Origin of the sequence: Streptococcus halichoeri, from assembly GCF_019774635.1 — a bacterium.
GTDB lineage: Bacteria > Bacillota > Bacilli > Lactobacillales > Streptococcaceae > Streptococcus > Streptococcus halichoeri.
Genome location: NZ_CP081502.1, coordinates 397,357 through 418,568, shown reverse-complemented (window position 1 = coordinate 418,568; position 21,212 = coordinate 397,357). Strand labels below are relative to the sequence as shown.

The window sequence follows — 21,212 nt, the reverse complement described above, 5'->3', positions numbered from 1 at the left end:
AAGAAATGGGCTCAGCTAGAAACAATGCTTACCACGAGGCGGCAAAGAACGACTCTGAGGAGTTTGATTGAAATGGCCCATAATATAATTTTCAAACGAAAAGCCCTGCTTCACAGCCCGCTCAAAGGCGAGCCCTCGCTTATAATTAAACCAAAACTCAAGCATTGGGGATAAAAGATAAAGCAAAATACCTAAATGTGGAAACATAAGAGCCAAAAGCATAACCACTATATCCATCACCGAAAACAGCAATAAACGCTTATGATAGAAGTCATGAATCTGGTCCCGCTTAGTCTGGTATTGCTTATCTGTACTACGCACCGTTAGACGAATTGTTAATAAACTAAGCAAAAAGCCCGTTAATAAATTAATAATACCAAAAAAGAGAATTGTTACCCATTTAGCATCAAAAGTCACCAGCATCTTGGTCGCTAGGGGAAACAAAGCTAAAACCAATGAGCCAGCATATCAAGCATAAAAGACGTAAACCCAATCTCCTCCACATTGCTCACAACCTGCGTTCGACGAAACCAAAAGTTAAAAACAATAATAAAGGAAATTAAAAAAGTTCCAATAGCATAGGCAAAAGATGGCAAATCAGCCAGCCCTATGGGTAGTTTAATTTCTAAAACTAAAATTGTCATGATGATTGCAATAATGCCATCACTCAGAGTATCAAAACGTTTAACAATAGCATGAGTCATTTTTTAATCTCTCCTTACTTCCATTACACCTAATCATACCACGATTACTCGTAGTTTAAAGAGGGAGCACTCCAAAAAGGCAAAAAAATCTGTCAAGTAACTTTACTTTACAAAAAAGATATGGTATTCTATTACAGTTGATTCAAAATCAAGAACATTAACACTAATTGGAGGATAGAAAAATGGCAGTTCCTGCACGTCACACGTCAAAAGCTAAAAAGAATAAACGTCGTACACATTACAAATTGACAGCTCCATCTGTACAATTCAACGAAACTACTGGAGATTACTCACGTTCTCACCGTGTATCCCTCAAAGGATACTACAAAGGACGTAAAATCGCTAAAGCAAACGAAGCTAAATAATAGAAGGGAGATACCATGCGCGTAAATATCACACTTGAACACAAAGAATCTGGTGAACGCTTGTACCTTACTTCAAAAAACAAACGTAACACGCCAGACCGTCTACAATTGAAAAAATACTCACCAAAATTACGTAAACACGTCGTTTTCACAGAAGTGAAATAGTCTCATAGACCAGCGGACTATGAAAAGCCCGAGCCTTGAAACAGCACAGCAAGGAAGGGATGAGGGAAGCTTTGTTCCCTATATAAAGAAAGCCTATGAAATCAACATTTCAAAGGCTTTTTTGTTGATTTTAAACAAACGATAATAGCTAGTAAAAGCCTCTTTAATTTAGTACTGCTATCAAGCTAGATAATTTTAGTTTAACATACTTTTACTTTTATAATCGCCTAAATCTTAAATGGTTGTTTTTAAGTCATAAATGGTCATTTTTTCAGAGGTCAAGGCTTTATACTGGTTGGCCATTATCTAAGATAGTCTTTAAAACTTCTTGATATTGCTTTTCTCTCAATTCCTTAATCACTTGGGATAAATAATCAGATTGGTAATCAATAAAATCAAAATTCAAACTGATAATTTTAGCCTTGACCGGTAATTCCAACGCTTCTATAATACTGGGCAAAATGCCCCATTTAGCTGGAGTAATTGCTCCAGTTTTTTTAATTATCAGCTTACGCCCTACAGTTTACCTCTTAGTGAGTTCATGGCTGTCTCCCCTCACAAAAACTAACCATTAGAACCATCTCTTTGAGCCAAGCCCTCCTCTGAACAGCTAGTTCACAGCCATCGAATCCACCAAACCATAAACCGACACTTAACAAACCTCTCCATTACCTATATTCGAAAAACAAAAAAAGAAATGCCTAAAAAATAATAAATATGTTTAAACATACAGCCCCAAAAACAAGAACTAAAACTCCCACAAGTACCGTCAAAACACGGTTTAAAACGCTTCCTAAATTTCTAACCATAAGTTTGTAAGCCCAGCAATTCCTGACCTTAAGTATATATATATATATATATACTGGTGGTTGCCGTAAAAAGCTTAGAAATGAAAAGGAGATTATATTAATATGGCAAAGCACCATTGGAATTGGACAAAAAAGGCGGTGTTAGCATCACTCATGCTGGGGGCAAGCATATTGGTGACAAGTACCAGTCAGGCGGTAGAAGTGCCCGATGAGACATTTGCTAAAGATGTTTTTGATTTAACATCTTTAGCATCAATAAATCATCTAAAAGATGATAGTGAAAGACTAAAACTTCCTAAAAAAGTGCAGGATACTCTTAAAGAACTTAAAACATCTGATTTAATGAAATTAATTATAGCAGAGTATTTTAGTGGTCCTCGCCAAAATCCCGAAGTAATTGATGAGTTTCTCAAACTAACCACAGACACAAAAGAGGATGCAGACTCTACATTAAGGTTAGTTAAAGATGCTGGATTACGTGATTTAGTTATTCTTAATAAAGAACGTCATACTGCGTGGAGCTCAGAACTATTTCCAGCTTTGCTTCTGGGAGAACTGGCTCGGCGTGGTGAAAATTATGAAAATATTTTAAGCAGTTGGAGACAAGATAAGAATGAACTTGAAGCCCAGTTACAAGAAAACGATGAAAATATTTCAAAACTTACTGGGGAAAATAAGCAACAGAAAATCGAACTTACCAACCTGAAATCTAATCTCGAAAAAACAGCACAAGAGCTTAAAGATTCTAAAGAAACAAGCAAAAATCTAAAAGCACAAAGTGAAAAACTGACAAGTCAGCTTGCTGATTCTAATAAGTCCAAACAAGAACTTCAAGCTCAAATGAAGGACTTAGAGGCTCAATCTCAAAAAACTTCTGCTGACTTAAAAGCTAGTCAAGAAAAAGTAAACGCTCTCAACAAGCAGATTAGTGACTCTACTAGCCAAAACCAAAACTTGCAAGCTAGTCTTGAACAAGAAAAGAAAAACTTAGTTGACCTTCAACAACGTTTCGATGCTGCTACAAAAGCTAATACGGAAGACAAAGCGAAACTTCAATCCGAATTAGATTCTAAGAAAGCTGAAGTTAACCAACTACAAGCCAAAGTTGATGAAAGCAAGGCTACTCTTGATAAACTGACTGCTGAAAAAGCTGAGGCCGATACTAAAGTTGCTGAATTAACTGCTGAAAAAGATAAGCTAACTCAAGAAAAAAACAGCATTCAAACTCAGCTGAACAGCCAAACTGAGCTCAGCGCAGAAGAAAAAGCGAAGCTTGAAAAGCAATTAGCTGATATTCAAAGTAAAATTGCCGAAAAAGATGCTTCAATCAAGTCACTTGAAGGTCAGCTTGACACCCTCAAACGGCAAGAGCATGACACAGCACCAAGTACTCCGGAAACACCTCAAGTGCCTGAAGTGAAACCTGAGGACAAACCAGCTGAACCTCAACAGCCTGAAACCAAACCTCAAGCTCCGCAAGCACCTGAAGCTGGTAAGCCAAGCACACCGAAGAAACCGGAAATCAAGCCGGCTCCAACTCCTGCTATTCCGGAAGTGAAACCAAGCAAACCACACACTCCGGAAAAACCAGGTAAGGCTCATCCAGCAGCACCAAAAGCACACCATGATAAAGCACACCATGCAGTAACGCCTGCGGCTCCACACATGGCAACACAAAACACTGCTGCGCCATTGCCACAAACAGGTGATGCTGCGACCAACCCATTCTTCTCCGTAGCAGCTCTCTCTATCATTGCTTCTGCTGGCGTCCTTGCTACTAAACGCAAAGAAGACTAGTCCCATCATTTCTAGCTAGATTTACACAGACTAGACTCCAACTCTTTTCCATAAAATAAATCCTTAGTGATGAAAGACTTGACAGCTTTGTCAACCCCTAACATCTCATTCTCAACTCCAAAAGGGGCTAGGACCATGGTCCTACCTCAAATATAAAAAGCAAACAAAGTCGTTTTCCCGTTAATCGGAAGGCTACTTTTGTTTGCTTTTTTAGTAACATTTTTCCACCTATCAAATCTAATAAAAAAGCACACCTCAGGTGGAGAATGTGCTTTGTCATATCATCTAATCAAAAAGGGAACCTTCTAGATATACCCTCTCAAGGGTTTGTTAGTTTATAGATTGGCCAACTACATAAGTCAGCATAGCTGCTTGACCAGCCGTGAAGGTCCGATAAGAAATCATTCCAAGGCCTAAACAGTTTGACTCTGCAATAAGGATAGAACCATCTTCTTTGACGTCTTCGACGATAGCCACATGGCCAAAGGTTGGATCTGCGCCGGCTTGGCCTGGATTAAATGAAATGGCATAACCAACTTTAGGCTGATGAGTCGTTTCATAGCCAGCAGCATATTTCCAGCTACCGCCATTTCCCATGTAAGGTCCAAAGCGGTAACCAAGCTCTTGTGCCCGATTATAAACATACCAGGTACATTGTCCCCATGGGTAAGTTCCGGCCACATAATCTAAGACATGGTTGGTCTTAGCAAGTTTATAGCCGACAGGAACAGCTGCTAGGCTGGCGCTAGACTGCAATAAGAGCTCCTTAGGAATCTCAGGCGTACCGCCGTGTTGGTCAATCCACTCGTCAACACTTTCCATAATTTTCGCCCGAGCTTTTCCGGTTCCACTCGCATCTGTGAAGTAAACCGAGCCTTCTAAGGAAACATTGAGCTGTCCTATTGCTAAGAGCTTTGCTTTTTTATCTTGTAGGGCAAAACTAGTATTGTGGTTTTGGATAATGGTTTCTTGTGTCATTCTGATGACAGCTTTTTCATCATTGAAATTTCTGGCATTGCTTGGATTATGGTCAAAAGCACCAAAACCAAACATATTAGCACCTGGTTCTGTAGCAACACCGGCAGTTCCCAGTGAGCTTTCAGCCATTGCAATTGCAATAATTGCTCGCGCATCAAGTCCAGATAGCTTTTCCCACTCTAGAATTTTCTTCCCATTAATCCGATTCTGATCATAGGCAATCTTAGTTGATTGCAAAAAGCCATCTAACTGCTCTGCTTTGATGCCATAACGATGAGATAGGAGATTATGAGTGTAAGCGTCCTTACCAGACCAATGCTTAACATAAGAAGCGCTAGCAATTGCCGAAGGCAGCTCCATAATATCTAAGTCACTATCATCAAAAAGCGCTGCTGGAGCAGAGCTAGCGAACTGAGGCAGAGGCGCTTGAACCTGTGCTTGAGGTTGAACAGGTGTTACGTGGTTTGGCTTAGTACCAACGTTTGGTGCTGGACTTGGCTTAGGTTCTGTGGCACTAGGGACGGTGGTTGAAGGCTTTGCACTAGAACTACTCGAAGGAGTTGAGGTACTTGGAGTAGTTGCGGGTGCAGTACTAGGTGCTACAGGTGCTTGTGATGCCTCTGATGCTTCTTGAAGGTCTTTACTTGAATTGGTTTGAGTGGGTGCTGTTGTGTTAGTTGCTGAATTCATGGACAAAATCTCTGAAGGTAGTGTCGCTTGGGCTGACTGGCTAGCTGACTCAGTATGGCCAGCCTCTTTGGGAGCTATTTCTGGGTCTTTGGAAGCAGTTGTAACTGTCTGAGCACTCGGCGTTTGCACTTCCTGAGCAGCAACACTAAGCGTTTGCATGCTTGAAGCCAGCAGTACCAACAACATGAATAAAGCAATATATCTCTCTTTTTTCAAAACGTTAATCTCTATCTCCTTGGTTACGGTTAGTTTCATTTTTTCCCTATCTAGTATATATTATTTCCTATTATAAGTCTATCAATTTTTTCTATCATTCAAAAGACGCTAAGCCCTTTTACCATCTGCTTTATCAAGTATTTTAAAGAAATAAAAAATGGTCCTAGGAACCCTATTCTTGTACTTATTGACAGTTATCTATTATATTTTTAAAAAGTGTGGTAAAAAATCGTTACTAGAACAAATATTTTTCGAATAAAAAAGTAAGCGAATCTATAAATCAGCACTCATCACGTTAAAATCTCTTTTTATCATTCTTTTTTAAAAATAATCAGCTTTTTCGAGCAGTCAGATCTGTCATAGCTAAGCTTAAGTTTTCTGTGGTATGTTTTTTATGTGTAAGCCTTTTGGATATCCAAGCATATGATACAATGGAAATAGTCTAGACTTTAGGAGGACCACATGAGATCATTTATTACACGTATCATCAAAGGCATGATTATTGCCCTAGGCTTTATTTTACCCGGTGTTTCAGGTGGCGTATTAGCTGCCGTTTTAGGCATCTACGAGCGTTTGATTAACTTTTTAGCCCATTTGCGGATGCACTTCATTGACAACATTTTATACTTTTTACCAGTGGGGATTGGCGGCATCTTAGGAATTGCCCTTTTTTCCTATCCTGTTGAGTACCTCCTAGAACATTTTCAAGTGCCCGTTCTTTGGGGCTTCGCTGGAGCAATCATTGGCACCCTGCCAAGTTTACTAAAAGAAGCCACCAAAGACGCTAAACCCGATGTTAAAGATCACCTTTGGTTCTGGTGCACCTTATTTCTTTCTGGCTTCTTTCTTTACTACCTCAATGACTTCATTGGCACCCTTTCAGCCAACTTCTTTAGCTTCATTTTAGCTGGCATACTTATTGCCCTTGGTGTCCTAGTGCCTGGCCTTAGTCCCTCAAACCTTTTACTGATCCTTGGGCTCTATAGTCCCATGCTCCAAGGTTTTAAATCCTTTGACCTCCTAGGAACCTTCTTACCCATAGCTTTGGGTGGTATCATCGCTATCCTTACCTTTTCCAAAGCCATGGATCACGCGCTCAAGCACCATCATTCCCGCGTCTATCACTTTATCCTAGGCATTGTCCTCTCAAGCACCCTACTAATCTTAATCCCTACCCCAGGTAACCCCGAATCCATCTCTTACCAGGGCAGTAGTTTTGCGACTTGGTGCTTTGCTCTTCTTCTCTTTGTTTTGGGAATCTGGCTTGGCCTCTGGATGAGTCGCCTTGAGGCAAAGTACAAATAATCCATCACACCCTTTATCTACTGGCTGAGCTTCATGCATTAGCATCCCATAAAAAATAAGCTAGCTCTAATAGCAAGCATCGCATCTTCTCTCACCATGCCTCACTCATTATCACAACATTATAAATCACGAAAAAAGCAGCCCTAGGAAAGAGCGAAGCAGCTTTTATTTTGATTTTTTCAGACATGTTGTCCGTTTTAGTAAGTATTGACTTTTCTTTATTTCTTAGAAAAATAACCTAATACTCAAATAATTTTTCTAAAAACCATTCAATTACATAGACACCGTGTATAAAAATGTGCTAAAATAGAAAAATAAACGTAATGTGTTTTAAAAAATGGTAACAGAGAAATTATGACAAATAAACGAAAAGAAGCAACAAAAACAGCCCTACTTGATGCAATGGTTCTCCTTTTAAACAAAGAAAGCTTTGATGACATCACCACCATTGAATTAGCTAAAACAGCCGGTGTCAGTCGTTCAAGCTTTTACACACACTACAAAGATAAATATGAAATGATTGATTCTTATCAACAGATGCTTTTTCATAAGCTAGAATATATCTTTGAGCGTGAGTATGAAAGCCGTGAGCAGGCATTTTTAGAAGTATTTCACTTCCTGGAGCGAGAGCAACTGCTATCAGCTTTGATTTCCGCCAATGGTACAAAAGAACTACAAAATTTTATTATTAATAAAGTGCGCATTCTCTTGAGTTCAGAATTGAAAGACCGCTTAGGTACAGCTGGCATGTCAAAAATTGAAATTGACTATCAGAGCATTTACTTAGCCTATGCCTTCTTTGGGACCTGTCAAACATGGATTGCACGAGGCAAAAAAGAAACACCACGAGAAATGACTAATTTTGTCCTTAAAATGCTGGATAAGTCAGCTCGTTAGAGATCTGTTGACGTATATTGGGTAATGACCATCCGTTTAAAAACAGGAAAAAGATGAAAGGGTTACCCTCAAATTACAGAGATTTTTTTAAGAAGTTTAAAGACTTCTTTTTTTAAGTATATATACTATATTTTTATTAAAAAAAGAGATAAAATAATAACACTGGTTAATCACTTGTATCCAATATTAGGAAACATCCTGCATAGGAGATAACGATTAAGGACACTTTTTATGAAAATACATTTTTTTCTTGCCCTCAGTGCTATCCTCATTCTGAGCGGGCTCAGTACCATCATCACTGGCATCTTTTTCAGAAATGAAAATTCTATCTCCAGTGGCTTTCTGCAGTTTGTCATCGGCTTTATTGTCTTTATTTTAATAGAAATCATTATCATCAAATTTATTTAAAAAAGTCGTCCAAGATTAGCCAACCTCAAAGATAAAACTAAAAAAAGGACTGCCTTGTCAACACAAGAAGGGCAGTCCTTTCTAACAGATAAACAGACTTATATTACTGACTACACAAGCACATATTCCTATAGCGCCATCTAGCTTATTTTAAGCACTTAGCTTTTTGAAAAATGGCCAAGCTAGCAAGATGATAAAACTAATAAACAACACTAAGGCCAAGCCACCAGCTGCATATTCCACCACAGGATATAAATCATGAAAAGTACCAGCCGCATGTGTTTTACATATCATCACAAAACCCCAGCTAACTGCTACTAAAACAGAAGGATTGTGACTATAAAAGACCAACCAAAAAGCAAGTAAGCTAACTAGAATTAACACCAAAAGGGCCATTGTTGTCAAAGATAAAGGATAACTAATCCTAAGTTTCCTAAACCAAGCAGCAAAATTCATAAAACTTGCTACTAATAACCAGCCCGCATGCAGACCAAAAGTTACTCGAATTAACCAAAAATTTTGCTCGTCTTTCACCTCTCGAATAATCCAAAGCAGAAAGAGAAAATAAAGGGTGATAACTAAAGCAGAGAGGCCTAGGTAATTATTATTAAACAGAATAACCCATAGCATATTGGTCGCTAAAGCACCTAGCAAGGGTCTAAAAAGTCTATGTTGAATGCGCAAAAGCTGAACATCTTGTGTCTTAAGCCACCAAAGTAAAATAAGGGTTAATAATAAGTAAATCAAGGACCAAATCGAAAACGCTAAGGGAGCAGGAGTCAATAAGCTTTGGTAGCGGTCAGAGATTTCTTTACTGGTATAAGGCGTAATTAAACCAGTCACCGACAGATAATTTAAAGCCAAGGCTAAGCCAAAAACCATCAGCAGGACAGCCGTGTGTAAACTATGTTTTTTCATAAATAACTCCTTGCATTATATCTTTAGACAGATAATCTTTATCAAATAGACAGAAAAAAAGGCACAAAACGTGATTGAATAACAAAGGATGCTGTCAAGCCGCTTGCACAAAGACAACAGAAAAAAAGTGTTAACCTTAACAAAGGCAAGCTCAAACAAACAATCACTGTATCAATGGCTTAACTTGGTTAAAAGTGACTAAGGCTGTGGACTTTTGTCCCAGCCTCTAATCATAGTCCATAGATGACATTTTTGACTGATAGACAAAACAACACCGGACAAAGGCCTAAGCATAGCCTTACTTGCTTTCTATTTTGCTAATAGCTAATCGCAGCAAATGCCCTTGGTAAAAAAGACTATATGCATCTCATAAATAGATCGATTCAGCACTAATTCAAAAATGAACTCAAGCTTCTTACCTAAGAAACAACTGAGTAAATGAACCTGGCATGTTATATGTTTTCCTATTTATAAAAACAAACACATCCCCATTAGTACCTAAAAGCCCATTGCCTTTGTACAACAGTACTTAGCCTCTGCTTCTGCCAGATAAATCAGTAACCTTAGAAAACGTAACAGATTGTTACCTCTGCTCGCTCTTAGAAAGAAAAAATTCTTAAATACGCCTTGCCAGACTTTATCCGTATAAACTCAGATTAAAGACAAAGTCTTTTTTTGCTACTTTTAAGTGCTAACAAGGTTAAGCGTCATTATACAGTCAGTGATGTCAGGAAAACCCATGCCAGCCATACTTAAAGAGTCTTCCTAGATTCTACTGTTTCCAACTGGCAAAATAATCCTATTTCCATTTTCCATCACTTTTCTCACAGCAAAAGATTATTCTTAGCTGATTTGCTAGCTAAAAAGTTATTTTAAGATTTAATAATACTTCTAAACAAATTTCAACAAGAGAGACTTAGCTAAACTTCTAGAACAAGCCTGGCAGGTGGTCTTTTCTTTATTCTAACCTAAATTACCAGTTTGCACTAGCAAGGAGTTCAAAAAAAGCAACCTGAACTTTCATTTCAGCCACGCCTTGTTTCCTGTTAAGTCAATTAAGCTTTGCAGCTTCAGCTGCCCACACTCGTATTCAACAGACATCTAGTCAATCACCTACTAGTAGGATTAGTACACACCACCACAACTAAGATGTTTACGAATACCTGTAAGCTCTTATCTTAGCTAAAATCAGCATAGCCATAAAATCGTAAAATAACTATCAAATAATAATCATAGAGTAACTTATAGACCTTGTAAAGGTCACATAAAAAGATAGTTAGCAAGAAAATCAACCATATTAACTCCTTAGAACAACTTCGTCTTAGCAAGGAAACCTATTTTGGATGAATAGCAAATTGCTATATGAAGAGCTTACCTCTTAACCCTTACGTGTCAAGTAAAGCCATTTACCTTTACAGGTATTAAACCAAATCAGCATTAGCGACAAAATAGCAATCCTATATTACCTCATCACGTTTAAAATAGCTAGCCGGCAACATCCAAATTACTGAAACAACATTGTCAACTAAGTTGACAAGCTTTCTAACTCAGTTAAAAGCAAAGCTAAACAAATTTTCCCCATTTTTCACAACAAAAAGGTAAGCAAACCCAGAAGACAACGATTTAAGCCAAAGCAAAAAGCCCACTGTTGTAGGCTTTTCATTAGTGCAAATCTTATCTTAAAGCATTTTGTTATCTTACTTGATTTTAGTGGTGTAAAGTAGCTGTAAACTAGGTGAGTTATCACTCCTAGTTTCTTTAATAACAGTGTAAACTAATTACACTACGGAAAACATAAAGGGTAACTAAAAAGGAATTAAAAAATGAGTTCAGTAAGCAAGAAAAAAGGCACCTTAATGGGTGTCTTTTAATTGTAATTATTTATAGGACAAAATGAAAACGCTGAGTAATCGGTTTGATTGTAATACTGACTTTCGTAACCAAGATGATGATGATCTATAAGTAAAGGTATCAAATTATTAGTGTTTGACACTTTATGACAAATTAATCTCATAGAGTTGCCTTTAAATCCAAATTGCCAAATTTCTAAACTCTCCACACTTATTTGGGGATGAATAACCCTAATCGCTTTTTGATATTTTCCGATTACACGAGTATTATTAACTTTATGACAATGATAGAATTCTGTTGTATTACTACATTTTAACCAACCTTCAGAAACTTTTGGCATAAGTTCATTAAATAAAAATGTCATTTGTTTTGCAAACATTGTCTCATCTTTTAAATAAGTTGTGAAGTCATTGTGTTTAAAAGATTTTATCCAATTTGGATAGACAAAAGAAAAATAAACTCTTTTTTCATCATTATTTATTCTGTCATTTACATTTGGAATTTGAGGTTTGTTTTTGCTTTTAATTTTGGGAATTTTCTTATTCTTTTTTGCCATATTTGTTAAACAAGTTGTGAAGAATAAAAATTATAAATTTTTTTACAATCAATTATTTCAGTGCTAATATCAAGAGGTTTTATATCTCCTCTTGCCTCCATCCATGGATCTTCAGAGTGAGAAAGTTGCTCTAGTTTGTTACCGTTAAAATCACCATAAATTTCAATTACTTGGTTAATTGTGTCGATTTCATCATCGTTTAATACATTATCAATGTTAATTTCAATTTCACTATTATCAATAATTGAGTAACGATTTTTCTTATATCGATTGTAAACTTCAGGGATAACTGGGCCGTGCGCCCATGCTTCAAAATCAGAGTTAAACAATTTAGATGCTTTGATTTCTTCGTCTGAATCATTTTCTGCTGTTAAAGCAAGATGCCAAGAAAAACAGTAAAATAGCATTTTTTGTAATTTTTTGGGTGTCATTTCTGGAACTTTTTTTATATCAATTAAATACTTGATAGTTGCTTCTAATTTATTTTCCATGTTTCCTTCCTCCTTTTCAATATAGGAGTTTACTAATACAAGAACTTATATTCCTATACAATTACATTTTAACATAAAAATACCATTTATATAATAAATTAAACATTTTGTCAATAGTTTTTATTGAATGTTCTATTCTATCATAATTTTAAGAGGATTTTTTGCAGTTTTTCGATTTTAGGAAAAGAAAAAGCACTTATTCTTTCCGCCAATAGTTTCATCGCCTACAATCCATCGACGGATGATTTTAGAAAATGTTAATACTTCTTGACTTGGTCTTGACATCGTTCCCATTAAATCTCTTTTGTTGTTTAATTGTTTAAATATTTTATAGCTTCTTTTTCTGTTACCTCTTCAAAATCACTGAAATCACTAAAGAATAAACGATCATACCAAGCTTCTTGTTCTTCCCAGCCTTTTGCGCTGTTATAAACTTCTGTTAAACCATTAGAGTATCTAACAATTTTGGGGTGTTCAGTTTTTATAAAAAAATATTTTGTAATCATATTAATTCACCCACTTTCTAAGAGGGTTATACCTCTCTTCTACTTCATATCTTAATACTAATTATACCACAACAAGCATCCATTCCTATAATACCTCGCAAACTCAAGCAAGGCCCTTTTCTTAGTCTCGTAGTACCAGCTTTCAGATCGATTCAGTTTCTTCATAAGTTCCTGATTAGATATGTTTTCACTAAGCAAGTAACATTCAATCAGTATTTGCCTATATTCTGACTTAGATAGTTGATTGATGGCGTGTTTAATAGCATCCAGCTCTTCTAGAGCACATTTGCGACTTATTTCGAGGCGTTTTCTGGGCGTGGAATGGTAATAATCTATATCAAACTGGTAAAGCTCGTTATAGGTCAAATCAAGGCTATTGGCGATACGTTGCCATCTATGGAACTCTTTTAGTTTACGATGGCATTCTTCTTGTTCATCTAATACCTTTAGCGCCTCTCTGTGTAATTTGAATACTGTATTCCTTGAACAACCCAACTGGTCGGGTACCTCATCCCATGACAAAGCATCCACATATCTAGCTTTAATAACAGCTATCTGTTTGTCATCTTGCAAAGTAGCAATCATGGCCAATCTCTCATCTCGTTTCTTGGTCAAGTCTAAAAGATGCTTGGCAATATCTTTTTCAATCCCTTCCAAGACTCCAGGATACTGAAAAGCATTCATGAGCTTAATATCCCTGTCTCTTTGTTCCTCAAATAGATCTATTAAGGCATAGATTGACTTTAGTTCTTTTAATTTTTCTTTAACCCCCATGATAGTTCCTTTTTGGTATAATATATTTATCGAATTATTAATCGAAAGGCGTTCCATGTGGACGTCTTTTTTGTGTTTATTTGTTCGTTTTATAGTATTTCGCTTTGAGCTTCTAAAATCATTTCTAAGCGCTTTTTAGAATAGTAATATTAAATATCAACTTGGTAGATAAAAACGCTAAAATCATACTTCATTTTAGTCTTATGGGAGTTATAAACGAACCTTATCCAAAAAATGGTGGAGTATCCTTACTACTCCACCATGGCTATTATCCTATCCCTAATTTCTTTATTCTGACTAAATGCCACAATATCGGGAACATCAAGCGTATCATCTACTGTTGAAGCGTAATTAGTCGCACTAACCCATGAAGTGAAGATGTCATCAAAGTTTTTAATTAATATGTTCTAACCGTTTTAAAATATTATTTTTCTTTACCATCAGTCATCCTCTGGAATAATATCCCAAAATATAATATAACCATCTGGAATGGTGTTTAAAAAGCGTTCTGCTTCTTCTTCAGTTTCCAATTCCGCTATGAGCTTAGCTTCAAGGAACTTAGGAGCATGATCTTGCTTCTTTATCTGATATTTGCCATCTTCATACTCTACAAAGACAACGCCAGAAGCGTTATCTAAACTATGTAGTCGCCTTAACTTATCAACTCGTTTTTTTAGGCTACTGGTCATCTTCAAACCTCGCTTCTAGTTCTTCGACCATTTCCACAATATCATCTAATTCATGAGCTCTGTAAGCAGCGTTTAAGACACTCTGTGCTGATTGTTGCCTTGCATACGGACTAATAGACTTATCTAGCATAATCTCACGTAACACTTCAACAGCTTCAATGCTAGCACTCTGCAATAAAGCTGTCGTCTGTTGCATTAATTCGCTACGATAGCGACGGAAAGCCCTCTTGAATGTAATATCTTTCAGGTATTTATGTGCTGTTACTCTACCAATACCTGCTCTCTCAGCTGCTTCCGTAATGGTTTTACTAGTCACCATCGCAGCCATAAACTTTTCTTGTTTAGGCGTTAAACTCTTATCGATAAAAACCACCCCCTCTATTTGTTTAGTTTTGTTTTTGACTGAGAATGTCATTCTTTTTGTTCTGCGGCCAAAATCACAGTTCTGATGGTTTCTTCCAATTCCTCAACACTACGATGCCCCTCAGAATCTAACTCCTGTCGTATGTCATTAACCAATTTTGTAATAACCTTACGAACCCTTGAAGAAAAGTACATATCCTCAGGATACTCTCCGAGAGCTATGATTCTGAATAATAAATGTTCTAGTTCCATGAAATACCCTTTTTTCAAATACATCCTAATATAATCTAAATGCATAAAATCCCCCTAAGATACTGAACCTCTAGGCTTATCATAATCTCCTTCAAAGAAAATTTTCCCTTTAAAATTACGTAACAAATCAACTAAATATTTACTTGCATAAATTTCTGGCAACCTTACATCTCCTACCTGAAGATAATTAACTGAGCGATTTTTAACCTCTTCCAGTGGATGTTTAATGATTGGCTCACCGAACTGACGATCAGCATTTAAGTAGTCTAAAACAGCAATGTGATAATGGAATTGCTTAGCAATCTTTTGGCGCATTTCTTCGCTGTCATTGCGAGACATTAACATTTCAATATACTGAAACTCACTAGGAGAAATTGAATTAGGTGTCATTTCTTGCTCTAGTTTTTTCCAAGCGTTTTGCGCAGCTTCAACTTCAATTTTCTGGATATCGATATTAAGATTGTGTTGAGCTTCCCCAATCTCTCTAAGTTTTTCTTCAACTTTTTTGCGTTCTACACGATATAAATCTATTTGACCACGCTCTGTGTAACGGTCATCTTGTTCTAGCTCTTTTACAAAGTTATTGAATTGGTCAACTTGTTCACGAACTTTAAATTTCAGATCTTCCAATTCTTGACGATAAGAGTCTAACTTATAATCATATAAAGCACTGCCGTATTTCTCAATAAAAATGCGCTCTTTTTCGGCCTGTATATCCTCAGCTGGGATAACCACCTCATCTTTAAGACTTGAAGCTTTTTTGCTCGCTACCCAATTATCAGTAGCTTTTTCAACTTTAGCCATAATATCTGCGTAAGTTTTGTTTTGTGGTGTATACATCATGTTTTTTCCTTTCTTAAATCCCGCCATCTTATTACTCTACTTCCTTGATTAACTCATTTCCCTGAACCATATCATCCATTTCCTCAGGTTGATCATAATAGTCCTTAAAGCTGTCACAGATACGTTTAAATACTTTGTTTAGCTTTCTGTTCTCTGCATATTCTAACACTAACTGATTAGCATGACCGCCTTCATCATCATTGTGATAAGTCGCTTCAATCACTGGTTACTCATAAGTGCCAGTCATATACCCTAGAATTGCATGACAGGCTACTTGAGCGGTGTCAAAGTCTTTAAAAGTGTAGTGGAATGTGAATGTTTTTGGTGTGTCTGAAATTGTTCTCATGTTATTTCTCCTTTGTAATGGCTATAATTTCTGATAAATTGATGATGGCAGAAGGACACGCTACCCAGTTAGGTTGCTTGCCAGATAGAAGGTATTTGACCAACTCATCATAAAAGGTACGATCACCTTGTATTGTTATAACGTTGCCACCTCGTGTGTGCAGTTTAAGTTTCATATTAAGTTACCTGTATAAGACTAATAGACCTGTGCATGTATCCATGTCCTCATAATGACCATAAGTTGCTTCTTGGAATTTGACGTCTATCACCGATACTGACACCGTAAATAAGTTTACCCGACGTTCAAAGTCATCTAGTGATTCCTTGTATTTTCGATAAAATAGTTTTATTTTCATATTTTCCTCTTATTTTGCTTCAAAGTGGTGGGTGCCACCCACCACCCTTAAAAAGTGAAATTAGACGCTAAAGGCGCATTTTTAAGCCATTTATAGACACCAACCACCACCAACCACCACTTTTCTATATAGAAAAATAAATGAGATAAATGAATAGTACAGTGCAAAGTAAAATACCTACTAAAAATAATTTTTTCTCTTATAAAGTTATGGGTGGTTATGGGTGATTACACCTAATCGCTTGACGTTACTGAATTTATACCACCCACTACCCCTACTGTCTGGGTTATGGGTGGTTGTGTCTTGTTATGGTGAATTTAGATCTTCAAACATATCAAAGATATTGGTATTTTCCTTTTGACCTCCTGAGAATTTGTTGAATCGTTTTATGTTATCGATTTTGTAACCTGGTATTTTACGACTACCTGTTGTCTGCTTACGATAACTTTTAACCCCTATTGTCCGCATTTTTTGGCTAGCTTGGTTATTATTCGTCCCATAAGTAGATTTATACAATTCTTTAACTATGTAATCACGTTCGACAAAATCTGTTTCAGAAAGACGGTTAATCAGATAAATTTGAAAATCATCTAAATCATCATTATTCACCACTTCAACTGCTCGCCAATCGAACTTCATTCCGTTTCTTTGAAAATAATCAAGTGATACGAGTAAGAAACCTATTACTCCTTCTATTTTTGGGCTTTTATCCATTTCAGTGAAGACTTTCCAATATTCTTCAAAGTTTTTTTCACGTTCTAAATCGGTTTCTTCTTCGGGTCTATCTTGGTATTGAATCAATACCGCTCTACCATTCATTTCATCAGATAACGCAACAGTCCTATTGGTATCAATACATAGCACACTGGTAAGATTTACAAGACCTAAATTTCCACCAATACTTCTAGCAATATGAGTCTTCTCAGTAGCAATAATTTTAAGCACACGCTCCATTTTATCGCCTACAATATCGCCCTGTTCCGTTGCTAGAGCCATTTCACCGCCAGCAAAAGCCCCCCAAGCATTATTGGCTTCAAATCCACCTTTGGTTAATAAATCAAGCTCAACATCGATTTTATTAAAGATACCGCTAAGTCCTATATGTCTTAAGCCTTTACCAGTCCTCACTCCAGATTTTGAGATGAAGAAGTTTTGTTTTGATTTTAAGCCACATGCTACTTGGGCAATATAGTAAGCTTGTAACGTTGCATTGTGCAGGCTATCTGTATCAGCAATAACATACTTTAGAAACTTATCCGCCTTTTGCTCACTTCGTTGAGCGGTGTCAAAATCAACATCATAAAACTTAAAAAATGAACTATCAGGTCTGGGATTTGTTCGATATAACCTATGTTCTTTAAGATCAATAATGAAATCTTTTCCAGAAATTTTATAAGCCTCAAGTTGTTTTGCTGGTTGGATATTTAAGGTTTGGTGGATTCCTTGTAAAATCTCTAAAATGAATGGATTATCCTTTTTAAAGCCATATAAAGATTGAATAGTGAAATCATCTAACACTTGCGCTTGACGATTATTGACATCATATAACTTGTTATTAAAGAAGGTAAATCGTCCAAGTAAATAATCCACCACTAACTTAGCAAAGGGTTGAAAGTGAGGGTCAAAGGTTACTGCAAGGTATTCTTGTTTCTCTTTTCCTTTGCCTTTAGACTTTGTTTTAACACTACCTGCAATAAACTTATGCGTCTGCCCCTTACTTTCGCTTAGATACATCACTTCTTGATTGGCAATGATGTATGTTTTTCCATTATGGTGTATATTATTTAATGAATCCAATTCAATAATCTTTGATAACTGACGTTTATAATCTGCTTTCATTTTAGACTGGCCAAAAATTGCTTCAGACCATTCCATAGATACTAATTTATCAATGTGTTCTTTAATACTCATGTTTTCCTTTCTGTGTTTGATAAAGTTTAGACTGCAATAGAATAAATTCTTTTGACAACTTTAGATTCTTAGTTAAATTGCTAAAAATCTGTATCACAGTCTCTTGATCATAACCATGGCAGAATAATAATTTAGTGAAATATTGCATATCATAGCGCGTCCTGATACCATAGCTTAATAAGTGCTCTATATAGGCTTTTATTTGAAGATAACAAGCCATACGATGACTAGCTAAATAACTTACCTCTAAGTCTTCAATAACTTCTAACAGCTCTCCAGTGGCTAAATTAGGCTTTAAATCTCTAATTAATTGCCACCCAGCTAAATTAGGGGCAGTGCTGATGCCAATTTTTATTCCTGATAAATTAAATTCTGTCAAAAAGCGATCCTTAGGCTTAAAGTAAAGTAGCTTGAAATAATCTCTCTTTCGATAAGCTGCAGTGGGATAATCTTTTAAAAAAGGAAACACTGTTAGACAATCTTTTTTTAATGTGATTTCAAGATAATGCACCCCAGATACCTCCTTAGTCAACACTCAAAAAATTATAAACGTCACTCTTTCGATAATAGATTTTCTTGCTATTCTCAAACGGCGATTGATAGGGTTTCAAACCACACTTTTCCCAATTATTTAGGGTTGTTCCTGAAATGCCTAGCTTTTTAATAAGTTCTGGTCTTGCGATTAAGTCCCAACCGTCATTGTTTTCTAACTCTATCTTCAACCGCTGCTCTAGGTGCTTATCTACTTTTTCTAGCAGCTCTAACTCTGCTTCTCGTGATAATATTTGCATATGTCCTCCCTAATTGTAGTAATGGTTCTGTGCTTGAATATATGCTCCATAGTTTGCGTTATACTGTTGTTTCTTTACGGTTTTGCCCTCAGGTATGTCAATAGATACATCGGTCTTAGAACGGATTAAAATGAGTAATAGGATACCTGAGACAATTAATATAGTAATCATTTCTGTTGGTGTGAGGTTAAATTCTTGCATCATGCCGATACCTCACTTAAATAAGTTTCTAGTTCCCCTGTGTCTTTCTCTGAACAAGGTAAACCGTTAACGGCTCTAAAGACAATCTCTGTGGTTCGTTGATAACCTAAAGTATCCCATGCTTCTTCAAAGCTGGTGGCACTTTTTCTGAATTTATTGACGTATTCTGTCATAACGTTAGCAATAATCACCCATGCGATATGTTGGTTATATAGTCGAGTGAAATAAGCCTCAGCCTTTTCTTTGCTGAGTTGGCGATTTTTGAACATTTCTCGTTGTTCAGGAGTGTATCTATCTTTTGAAAAAGGATTTTTTCTACTCTATATTTCATTATGTCTTACCTCCTAAAATAACTGACTTGCTTTAAGTTCTTTGATATTATCGTTTTCAAGTAAAATATAAGAAATATCATCTACTCGTCTCGCCAGTTTCGCTAGGGAAGTATGAAGAGATCTTAAAACTTGTGTATTGGAATTGAGAAGATAATGTTCCATCCCTCTATCCCGTTGGCAAACTGTTTGATAATTCAAATGATAAGTTGCTAACAACTCTAAGGCATTAATGTCGCCTGTAATATCTGCTAAGTCACTGCCAAGGCGTTGAAGCTGTTTGCTAGTTAATTGTGTCATTTTGTCTTCCACTATATTTTCCCTCGTTTTTATTTTTGCTTGTTTCTTATACTAGTTTCATGCTAGTTTAAAGGGGTAGCTCCCTGCGTATGGTCACATACCACTGATTGTGGTATAATAAAATAAATACCTAACTAAATCCCATACTTGCTTTTTGTGGTTTTAGTTGTTTAAGTGAAAAGCCTGTCTCTCGCCAAAGGTCAAGGCTTTTTTTGTTGTTCTAATAATCTTCCGCTAACCATTCAGTAACTTTGATGTATACAGTGTTTTTCACTGTTCCGCCGTTACAAACTTTGCGTAATGTAATTGGATTAATTCCAATAATTTTACTTGTTTGTTTCGCAGTTAATTGCCCATCTGCCATTTTACGACGGACGACTTTAGCGATAGTTGAGGTGATAACTATCATTTAGATTTCTCCTTTTTTAAAAATTTAAAACATCCTTTCGGATACTTTATGATGTCATTATATATCCATTTGTAAACATTATCAACAAAAAATAGCCAAAAGTATATTTTTATTTTTTTATCTATGCTATAATCATTTTGAGGTAATACTATGACTAATGAAATAAAACCAAATATACGAAAACTACGACGTGATACAATTAATCCTGAAACAAATAAAATGCTAACTCAAGAAGAGTTAGCTCAAAAAATAGGCGTTACAAAATTAACTATTGCTCGATGGGAAAACGGTGAACGTGTACCAAAATCCGATAAAGCCAAGCAATTAGCAGACTACTTTGAAGTCCCGGTTTCATATCTATTGGGATATGATGACGGAATTGATCCTAATAAACCTTTCACTATTAACTATTCAGCAATAGATGATGTTTATTATAAACCAGTTATTTCAGCACTAAAACAAACCCAAAAAAATATTCAAGTAGCACAAAAATCTAAAAAAGAGTTGGCAGAAAAATCTAAATACTTCGATTACGCTCCTTTCAGCCAACGTTTAACTAAGAGACTAGATTGGTTACATGGTGACATAATTGAACTAATATCCATGCTGGATCGATACCCAAAAGAAGAATTAACAGATATTGAAAGACAATCTTTAGCTAATTTGTATGAATATCTTAAATTTTTTATAAATGATATACCTGCGACATATGATTTTTTTGAAAAGTCACTATACTTGGATAGTGATAAAAACTAACTAAACTTATTGTATTCTAAATCAAAGCCCAATTGATGAAGTGTTAATGCAACTAGACGATATCTATCGTTGGGGACGCAGAGGAATAAGGAAAGTTATTGTTAAAAAAATAATGATATAATTGGTATTTTTGATACAAAAAAAGACTAGAAACACCGACCGCCTATGGGCGAACGACATCTCTAGTCCTTATTAGTATTGTATCGTATTCTTATTTAAAATCAAGCCAGTAGCTAC

The 21,212-nt window shown here is 36.2% G+C and carries 27 protein-coding genes and 4 pseudogenes; 7 read left to right on the top strand and 24 right to left on the bottom strand.

What is annotated here, in order from left to right:
• Window positions 1-15: 15 nt before the first annotated feature.
• Window positions 16-456, bottom strand: coding sequence for a hypothetical protein (locus K5J94_RS09480; protein ID WP_231700366.1), 441 nt, complete (start codon window positions 454-456; stop codon window positions 16-18).
• Window positions 447-704, bottom strand: a complete 258-nt coding sequence (locus tag K5J94_RS09475; protein WP_231700365.1) for a TMEM175 family protein — start codon at window positions 702-704, stop codon at window positions 447-449. The genes K5J94_RS09480 and K5J94_RS09475 overlap by 10 nt, the downstream gene beginning before the upstream one ends.
• Window positions 705-886: 182 nt before the next feature.
• Here K5J94_RS09475 and rpmF point away from each other — a divergent pair, with 182 nt between their 5' ends.
• Both rpmF and rpmG read left to right on the top strand, forming a co-directional pair.
• A complete protein-coding gene (gene rpmF, locus K5J94_RS02205; protein ID WP_159545834.1) occupies window positions 887-1,069 on the top strand; it encodes a 50S ribosomal protein L32 in 183 nt (60 codons plus the stop codon).
• A 15-nt stretch (window positions 1,070-1,084) separates the two neighbouring features.
• Window positions 1,085-1,234 carry a 50S ribosomal protein L33 gene (rpmG, locus tag K5J94_RS02200; RefSeq protein WP_001265622.1) on the top strand — a complete coding sequence of 50 codons (150 nt, stop codon included), beginning with the start codon at window positions 1,085-1,087 and terminating at the stop codon, window positions 1,232-1,234.
• Between the two features lie 286 nt (window positions 1,235-1,520).
• Here the strand turns inward: rpmG and K5J94_RS02195 are convergent, their stop codons facing one another.
• Window positions 1,521-1,694 (bottom strand): hypothetical protein, encoded by a 174-nt coding sequence (locus K5J94_RS02195; protein ID WP_221913825.1) that lies wholly within the window; start codon window positions 1,692-1,694, stop codon window positions 1,521-1,523.
• 451 nt (window positions 1,695-2,145) lie between these two features.
• Here K5J94_RS02195 and K5J94_RS02190 point away from each other — a divergent pair, with 451 nt between their 5' ends.
• The gene (locus tag K5J94_RS02190) at window positions 2,146-3,840 is read left to right on the top strand and encodes an LPXTG cell wall anchor domain-containing protein (protein WP_221913356.1); all 1,695 of its coding nucleotides are present in this window, start codon (window positions 2,146-2,148) and stop codon (window positions 3,838-3,840) included.
• A gap of 330 nt (window positions 3,841-4,170) precedes the next feature.
• Here K5J94_RS02190 and K5J94_RS02185 read toward each other — a convergent pair whose 3' ends face one another.
• Entirely contained in the window at window positions 4,171-5,763 is a 1,593-nt protein-coding gene (locus tag K5J94_RS02185; RefSeq protein ID WP_408022833.1) for a CHAP domain-containing protein, read from the bottom strand.
• Between the two features lie 423 nt (window positions 5,764-6,186).
• Here K5J94_RS02185 and K5J94_RS02180 point away from each other — a divergent pair, with 423 nt between their 5' ends.
• The 3 genes from K5J94_RS02180 to K5J94_RS02170 all read left to right on the top strand — a co-directional run bounded on the left by K5J94_RS02180 (window position 6,187) and on the right by K5J94_RS02170 (window position 8,334).
• Entirely contained in the window at window positions 6,187-7,029 is an 843-nt protein-coding gene (locus K5J94_RS02180) for a DUF368 domain-containing protein (protein ID WP_221913354.1), read from the top strand.
• 354 nt (window positions 7,030-7,383) lie between these two features.
• Window positions 7,384-7,926 (top strand): TetR/AcrR family transcriptional regulator, encoded by a 543-nt coding sequence (locus K5J94_RS02175; RefSeq protein ID WP_159546067.1) that lies wholly within the window; start codon window positions 7,384-7,386, stop codon window positions 7,924-7,926.
• A 231-nt stretch (window positions 7,927-8,157) separates the two neighbouring features.
• Window positions 8,158-8,334, top strand: coding sequence for a hypothetical protein (locus tag K5J94_RS02170; RefSeq protein WP_159546069.1), 177 nt, complete (start codon window positions 8,158-8,160; stop codon window positions 8,332-8,334).
• A gap of 150 nt (window positions 8,335-8,484) precedes the next feature.
• Here K5J94_RS02170 and K5J94_RS02165 read toward each other — a convergent pair whose 3' ends face one another.
• From K5J94_RS02165 to K5J94_RS02080, 20 genes and pseudogenes are all read right to left on the bottom strand, one after another.
• Complete coding sequence (locus K5J94_RS02165) at window positions 8,485-9,252, bottom strand: hypothetical protein (protein ID WP_221913352.1); 768 nt, start codon at window positions 9,250-9,252, stop codon at window positions 8,485-8,487.
• A gap of 1,867 nt (window positions 9,253-11,119) precedes the next feature.
• A complete protein-coding gene (locus K5J94_RS02160; protein WP_221913350.1) occupies window positions 11,120-11,659 on the bottom strand; it encodes a hypothetical protein in 540 nt (179 codons plus the stop codon).
• 5 nt (window positions 11,660-11,664) lie between these two features.
• The gene (locus K5J94_RS02155) at window positions 11,665-12,150 is read right to left on the bottom strand and encodes a Panacea domain-containing protein (RefSeq protein WP_221913348.1); all 486 of its coding nucleotides are present in this window, start codon (window positions 12,148-12,150) and stop codon (window positions 11,665-11,667) included.
• A gap of 311 nt (window positions 12,151-12,461) precedes the next feature.
• Window positions 12,462-12,656 carry a hypothetical protein gene (locus K5J94_RS02150; RefSeq protein ID WP_221913346.1) on the bottom strand — a complete coding sequence of 65 codons (195 nt, stop codon included), beginning with the start codon at window positions 12,654-12,656 and terminating at the stop codon, window positions 12,462-12,464.
• A gap of 57 nt (window positions 12,657-12,713) precedes the next feature.
• A pseudogene (locus tag K5J94_RS09470) lies at window positions 12,714-13,093 on the bottom strand (ArpU family phage packaging/lysis transcriptional regulator).
• A pseudogene (locus tag K5J94_RS09465) lies at window positions 13,080-13,430 on the bottom strand (DUF1492 domain-containing protein); the annotation flags it as partial. The pseudogenes K5J94_RS09470 and K5J94_RS09465, both read right to left, overlap by 14 nt.
• A gap of 440 nt (window positions 13,431-13,870) precedes the next feature.
• A complete protein-coding gene (locus K5J94_RS02140) occupies window positions 13,871-14,119 on the bottom strand; it encodes a hypothetical protein (RefSeq protein ID WP_231700364.1) in 249 nt (82 codons plus the stop codon).
• Complete coding sequence (locus tag K5J94_RS02135) at window positions 14,109-14,447, bottom strand: replication protein (protein WP_221913738.1); 339 nt, start codon at window positions 14,445-14,447, stop codon at window positions 14,109-14,111. The genes K5J94_RS02140 and K5J94_RS02135 overlap by 11 nt, the downstream gene beginning before the upstream one ends.
• 83 nt (window positions 14,448-14,530) lie before the next feature.
• The gene (locus K5J94_RS02130; RefSeq protein ID WP_221913342.1) at window positions 14,531-14,779 is read right to left on the bottom strand and encodes a hypothetical protein; all 249 of its coding nucleotides are present in this window, start codon (window positions 14,777-14,779) and stop codon (window positions 14,531-14,533) included.
• Window positions 14,780-14,788: 9 nt separating this feature from the next.
• Complete coding sequence (locus tag K5J94_RS02125; protein ID WP_231700363.1) at window positions 14,789-15,604, bottom strand: hypothetical protein; 816 nt, start codon at window positions 15,602-15,604, stop codon at window positions 14,789-14,791.
• Window positions 15,605-15,611: 7 nt separating this feature from the next.
• Window positions 15,612-15,923, bottom strand: a pseudogene (locus K5J94_RS02120) (hypothetical protein); the annotation flags it as partial.
• 1 nt (window position 15,924) lies between these two features.
• Entirely contained in the window at window positions 15,925-16,098 is a 174-nt protein-coding gene (locus K5J94_RS02115) for a hypothetical protein (protein WP_221913338.1), read from the bottom strand.
• 6 nt (window positions 16,099-16,104) lie between these two features.
• Complete coding sequence (locus tag K5J94_RS02110; protein ID WP_221913337.1) at window positions 16,105-16,278, bottom strand: DUF2758 domain-containing protein; 174 nt, start codon at window positions 16,276-16,278, stop codon at window positions 16,105-16,107.
• A 306-nt stretch (window positions 16,279-16,584) separates the two neighbouring features.
• The gene (locus K5J94_RS02105) at window positions 16,585-18,189 is read right to left on the bottom strand and encodes a phage resistance protein (protein WP_221913335.1); all 1,605 of its coding nucleotides are present in this window, start codon (window positions 18,187-18,189) and stop codon (window positions 16,585-16,587) included.
• On the bottom strand, window positions 18,179-18,700 hold the full coding sequence (locus K5J94_RS02100) for a hypothetical protein (protein WP_221913333.1): 522 nt from the start codon (window positions 18,698-18,700) through the stop codon (window positions 18,179-18,181). Before K5J94_RS02100 ends, K5J94_RS02105 begins: the two co-directional genes overlap by 11 nt.
• Before the next feature lie 13 nt (window positions 18,701-18,713).
• Entirely contained in the window at window positions 18,714-18,980 is a 267-nt protein-coding gene (locus K5J94_RS02095) for a DNA-binding protein (RefSeq protein ID WP_221913331.1), read from the bottom strand.
• Window positions 18,981-18,989: 9 nt separating this feature from the next.
• On the bottom strand, window positions 18,990-19,181 hold the full coding sequence (locus K5J94_RS09460; RefSeq protein WP_231700377.1) for a hypothetical protein: 192 nt from the start codon (window positions 19,179-19,181) through the stop codon (window positions 18,990-18,992).
• Window positions 19,181-19,512 (bottom strand): annotated as a pseudogene (locus K5J94_RS02090) (hypothetical protein). Before K5J94_RS02090 ends, K5J94_RS09460 begins: the two are co-directional and overlap by 1 nt.
• Window positions 19,513-19,525: 13 nt before the next feature.
• Window positions 19,526-19,810 carry a hypothetical protein gene (locus K5J94_RS02085; RefSeq protein WP_221913327.1) on the bottom strand — a complete coding sequence of 95 codons (285 nt, stop codon included), beginning with the start codon at window positions 19,808-19,810 and terminating at the stop codon, window positions 19,526-19,528.
• 220 nt (window positions 19,811-20,030) lie between these two features.
• Complete coding sequence (locus K5J94_RS02080; protein WP_408022832.1) at window positions 20,031-20,219, bottom strand: hypothetical protein; 189 nt, start codon at window positions 20,217-20,219, stop codon at window positions 20,031-20,033.
• Window positions 20,220-20,369: 150 nt separating this feature from the next.
• Between K5J94_RS02080 and K5J94_RS02075 the strand changes: the two genes are divergently transcribed.
• Window positions 20,370-20,975, top strand: a complete 606-nt coding sequence (locus K5J94_RS02075) for a helix-turn-helix transcriptional regulator (protein ID WP_221913326.1) — start codon at window positions 20,370-20,372, stop codon at window positions 20,973-20,975.
• Window positions 20,976-21,212 lie beyond the last annotated feature (237 nt).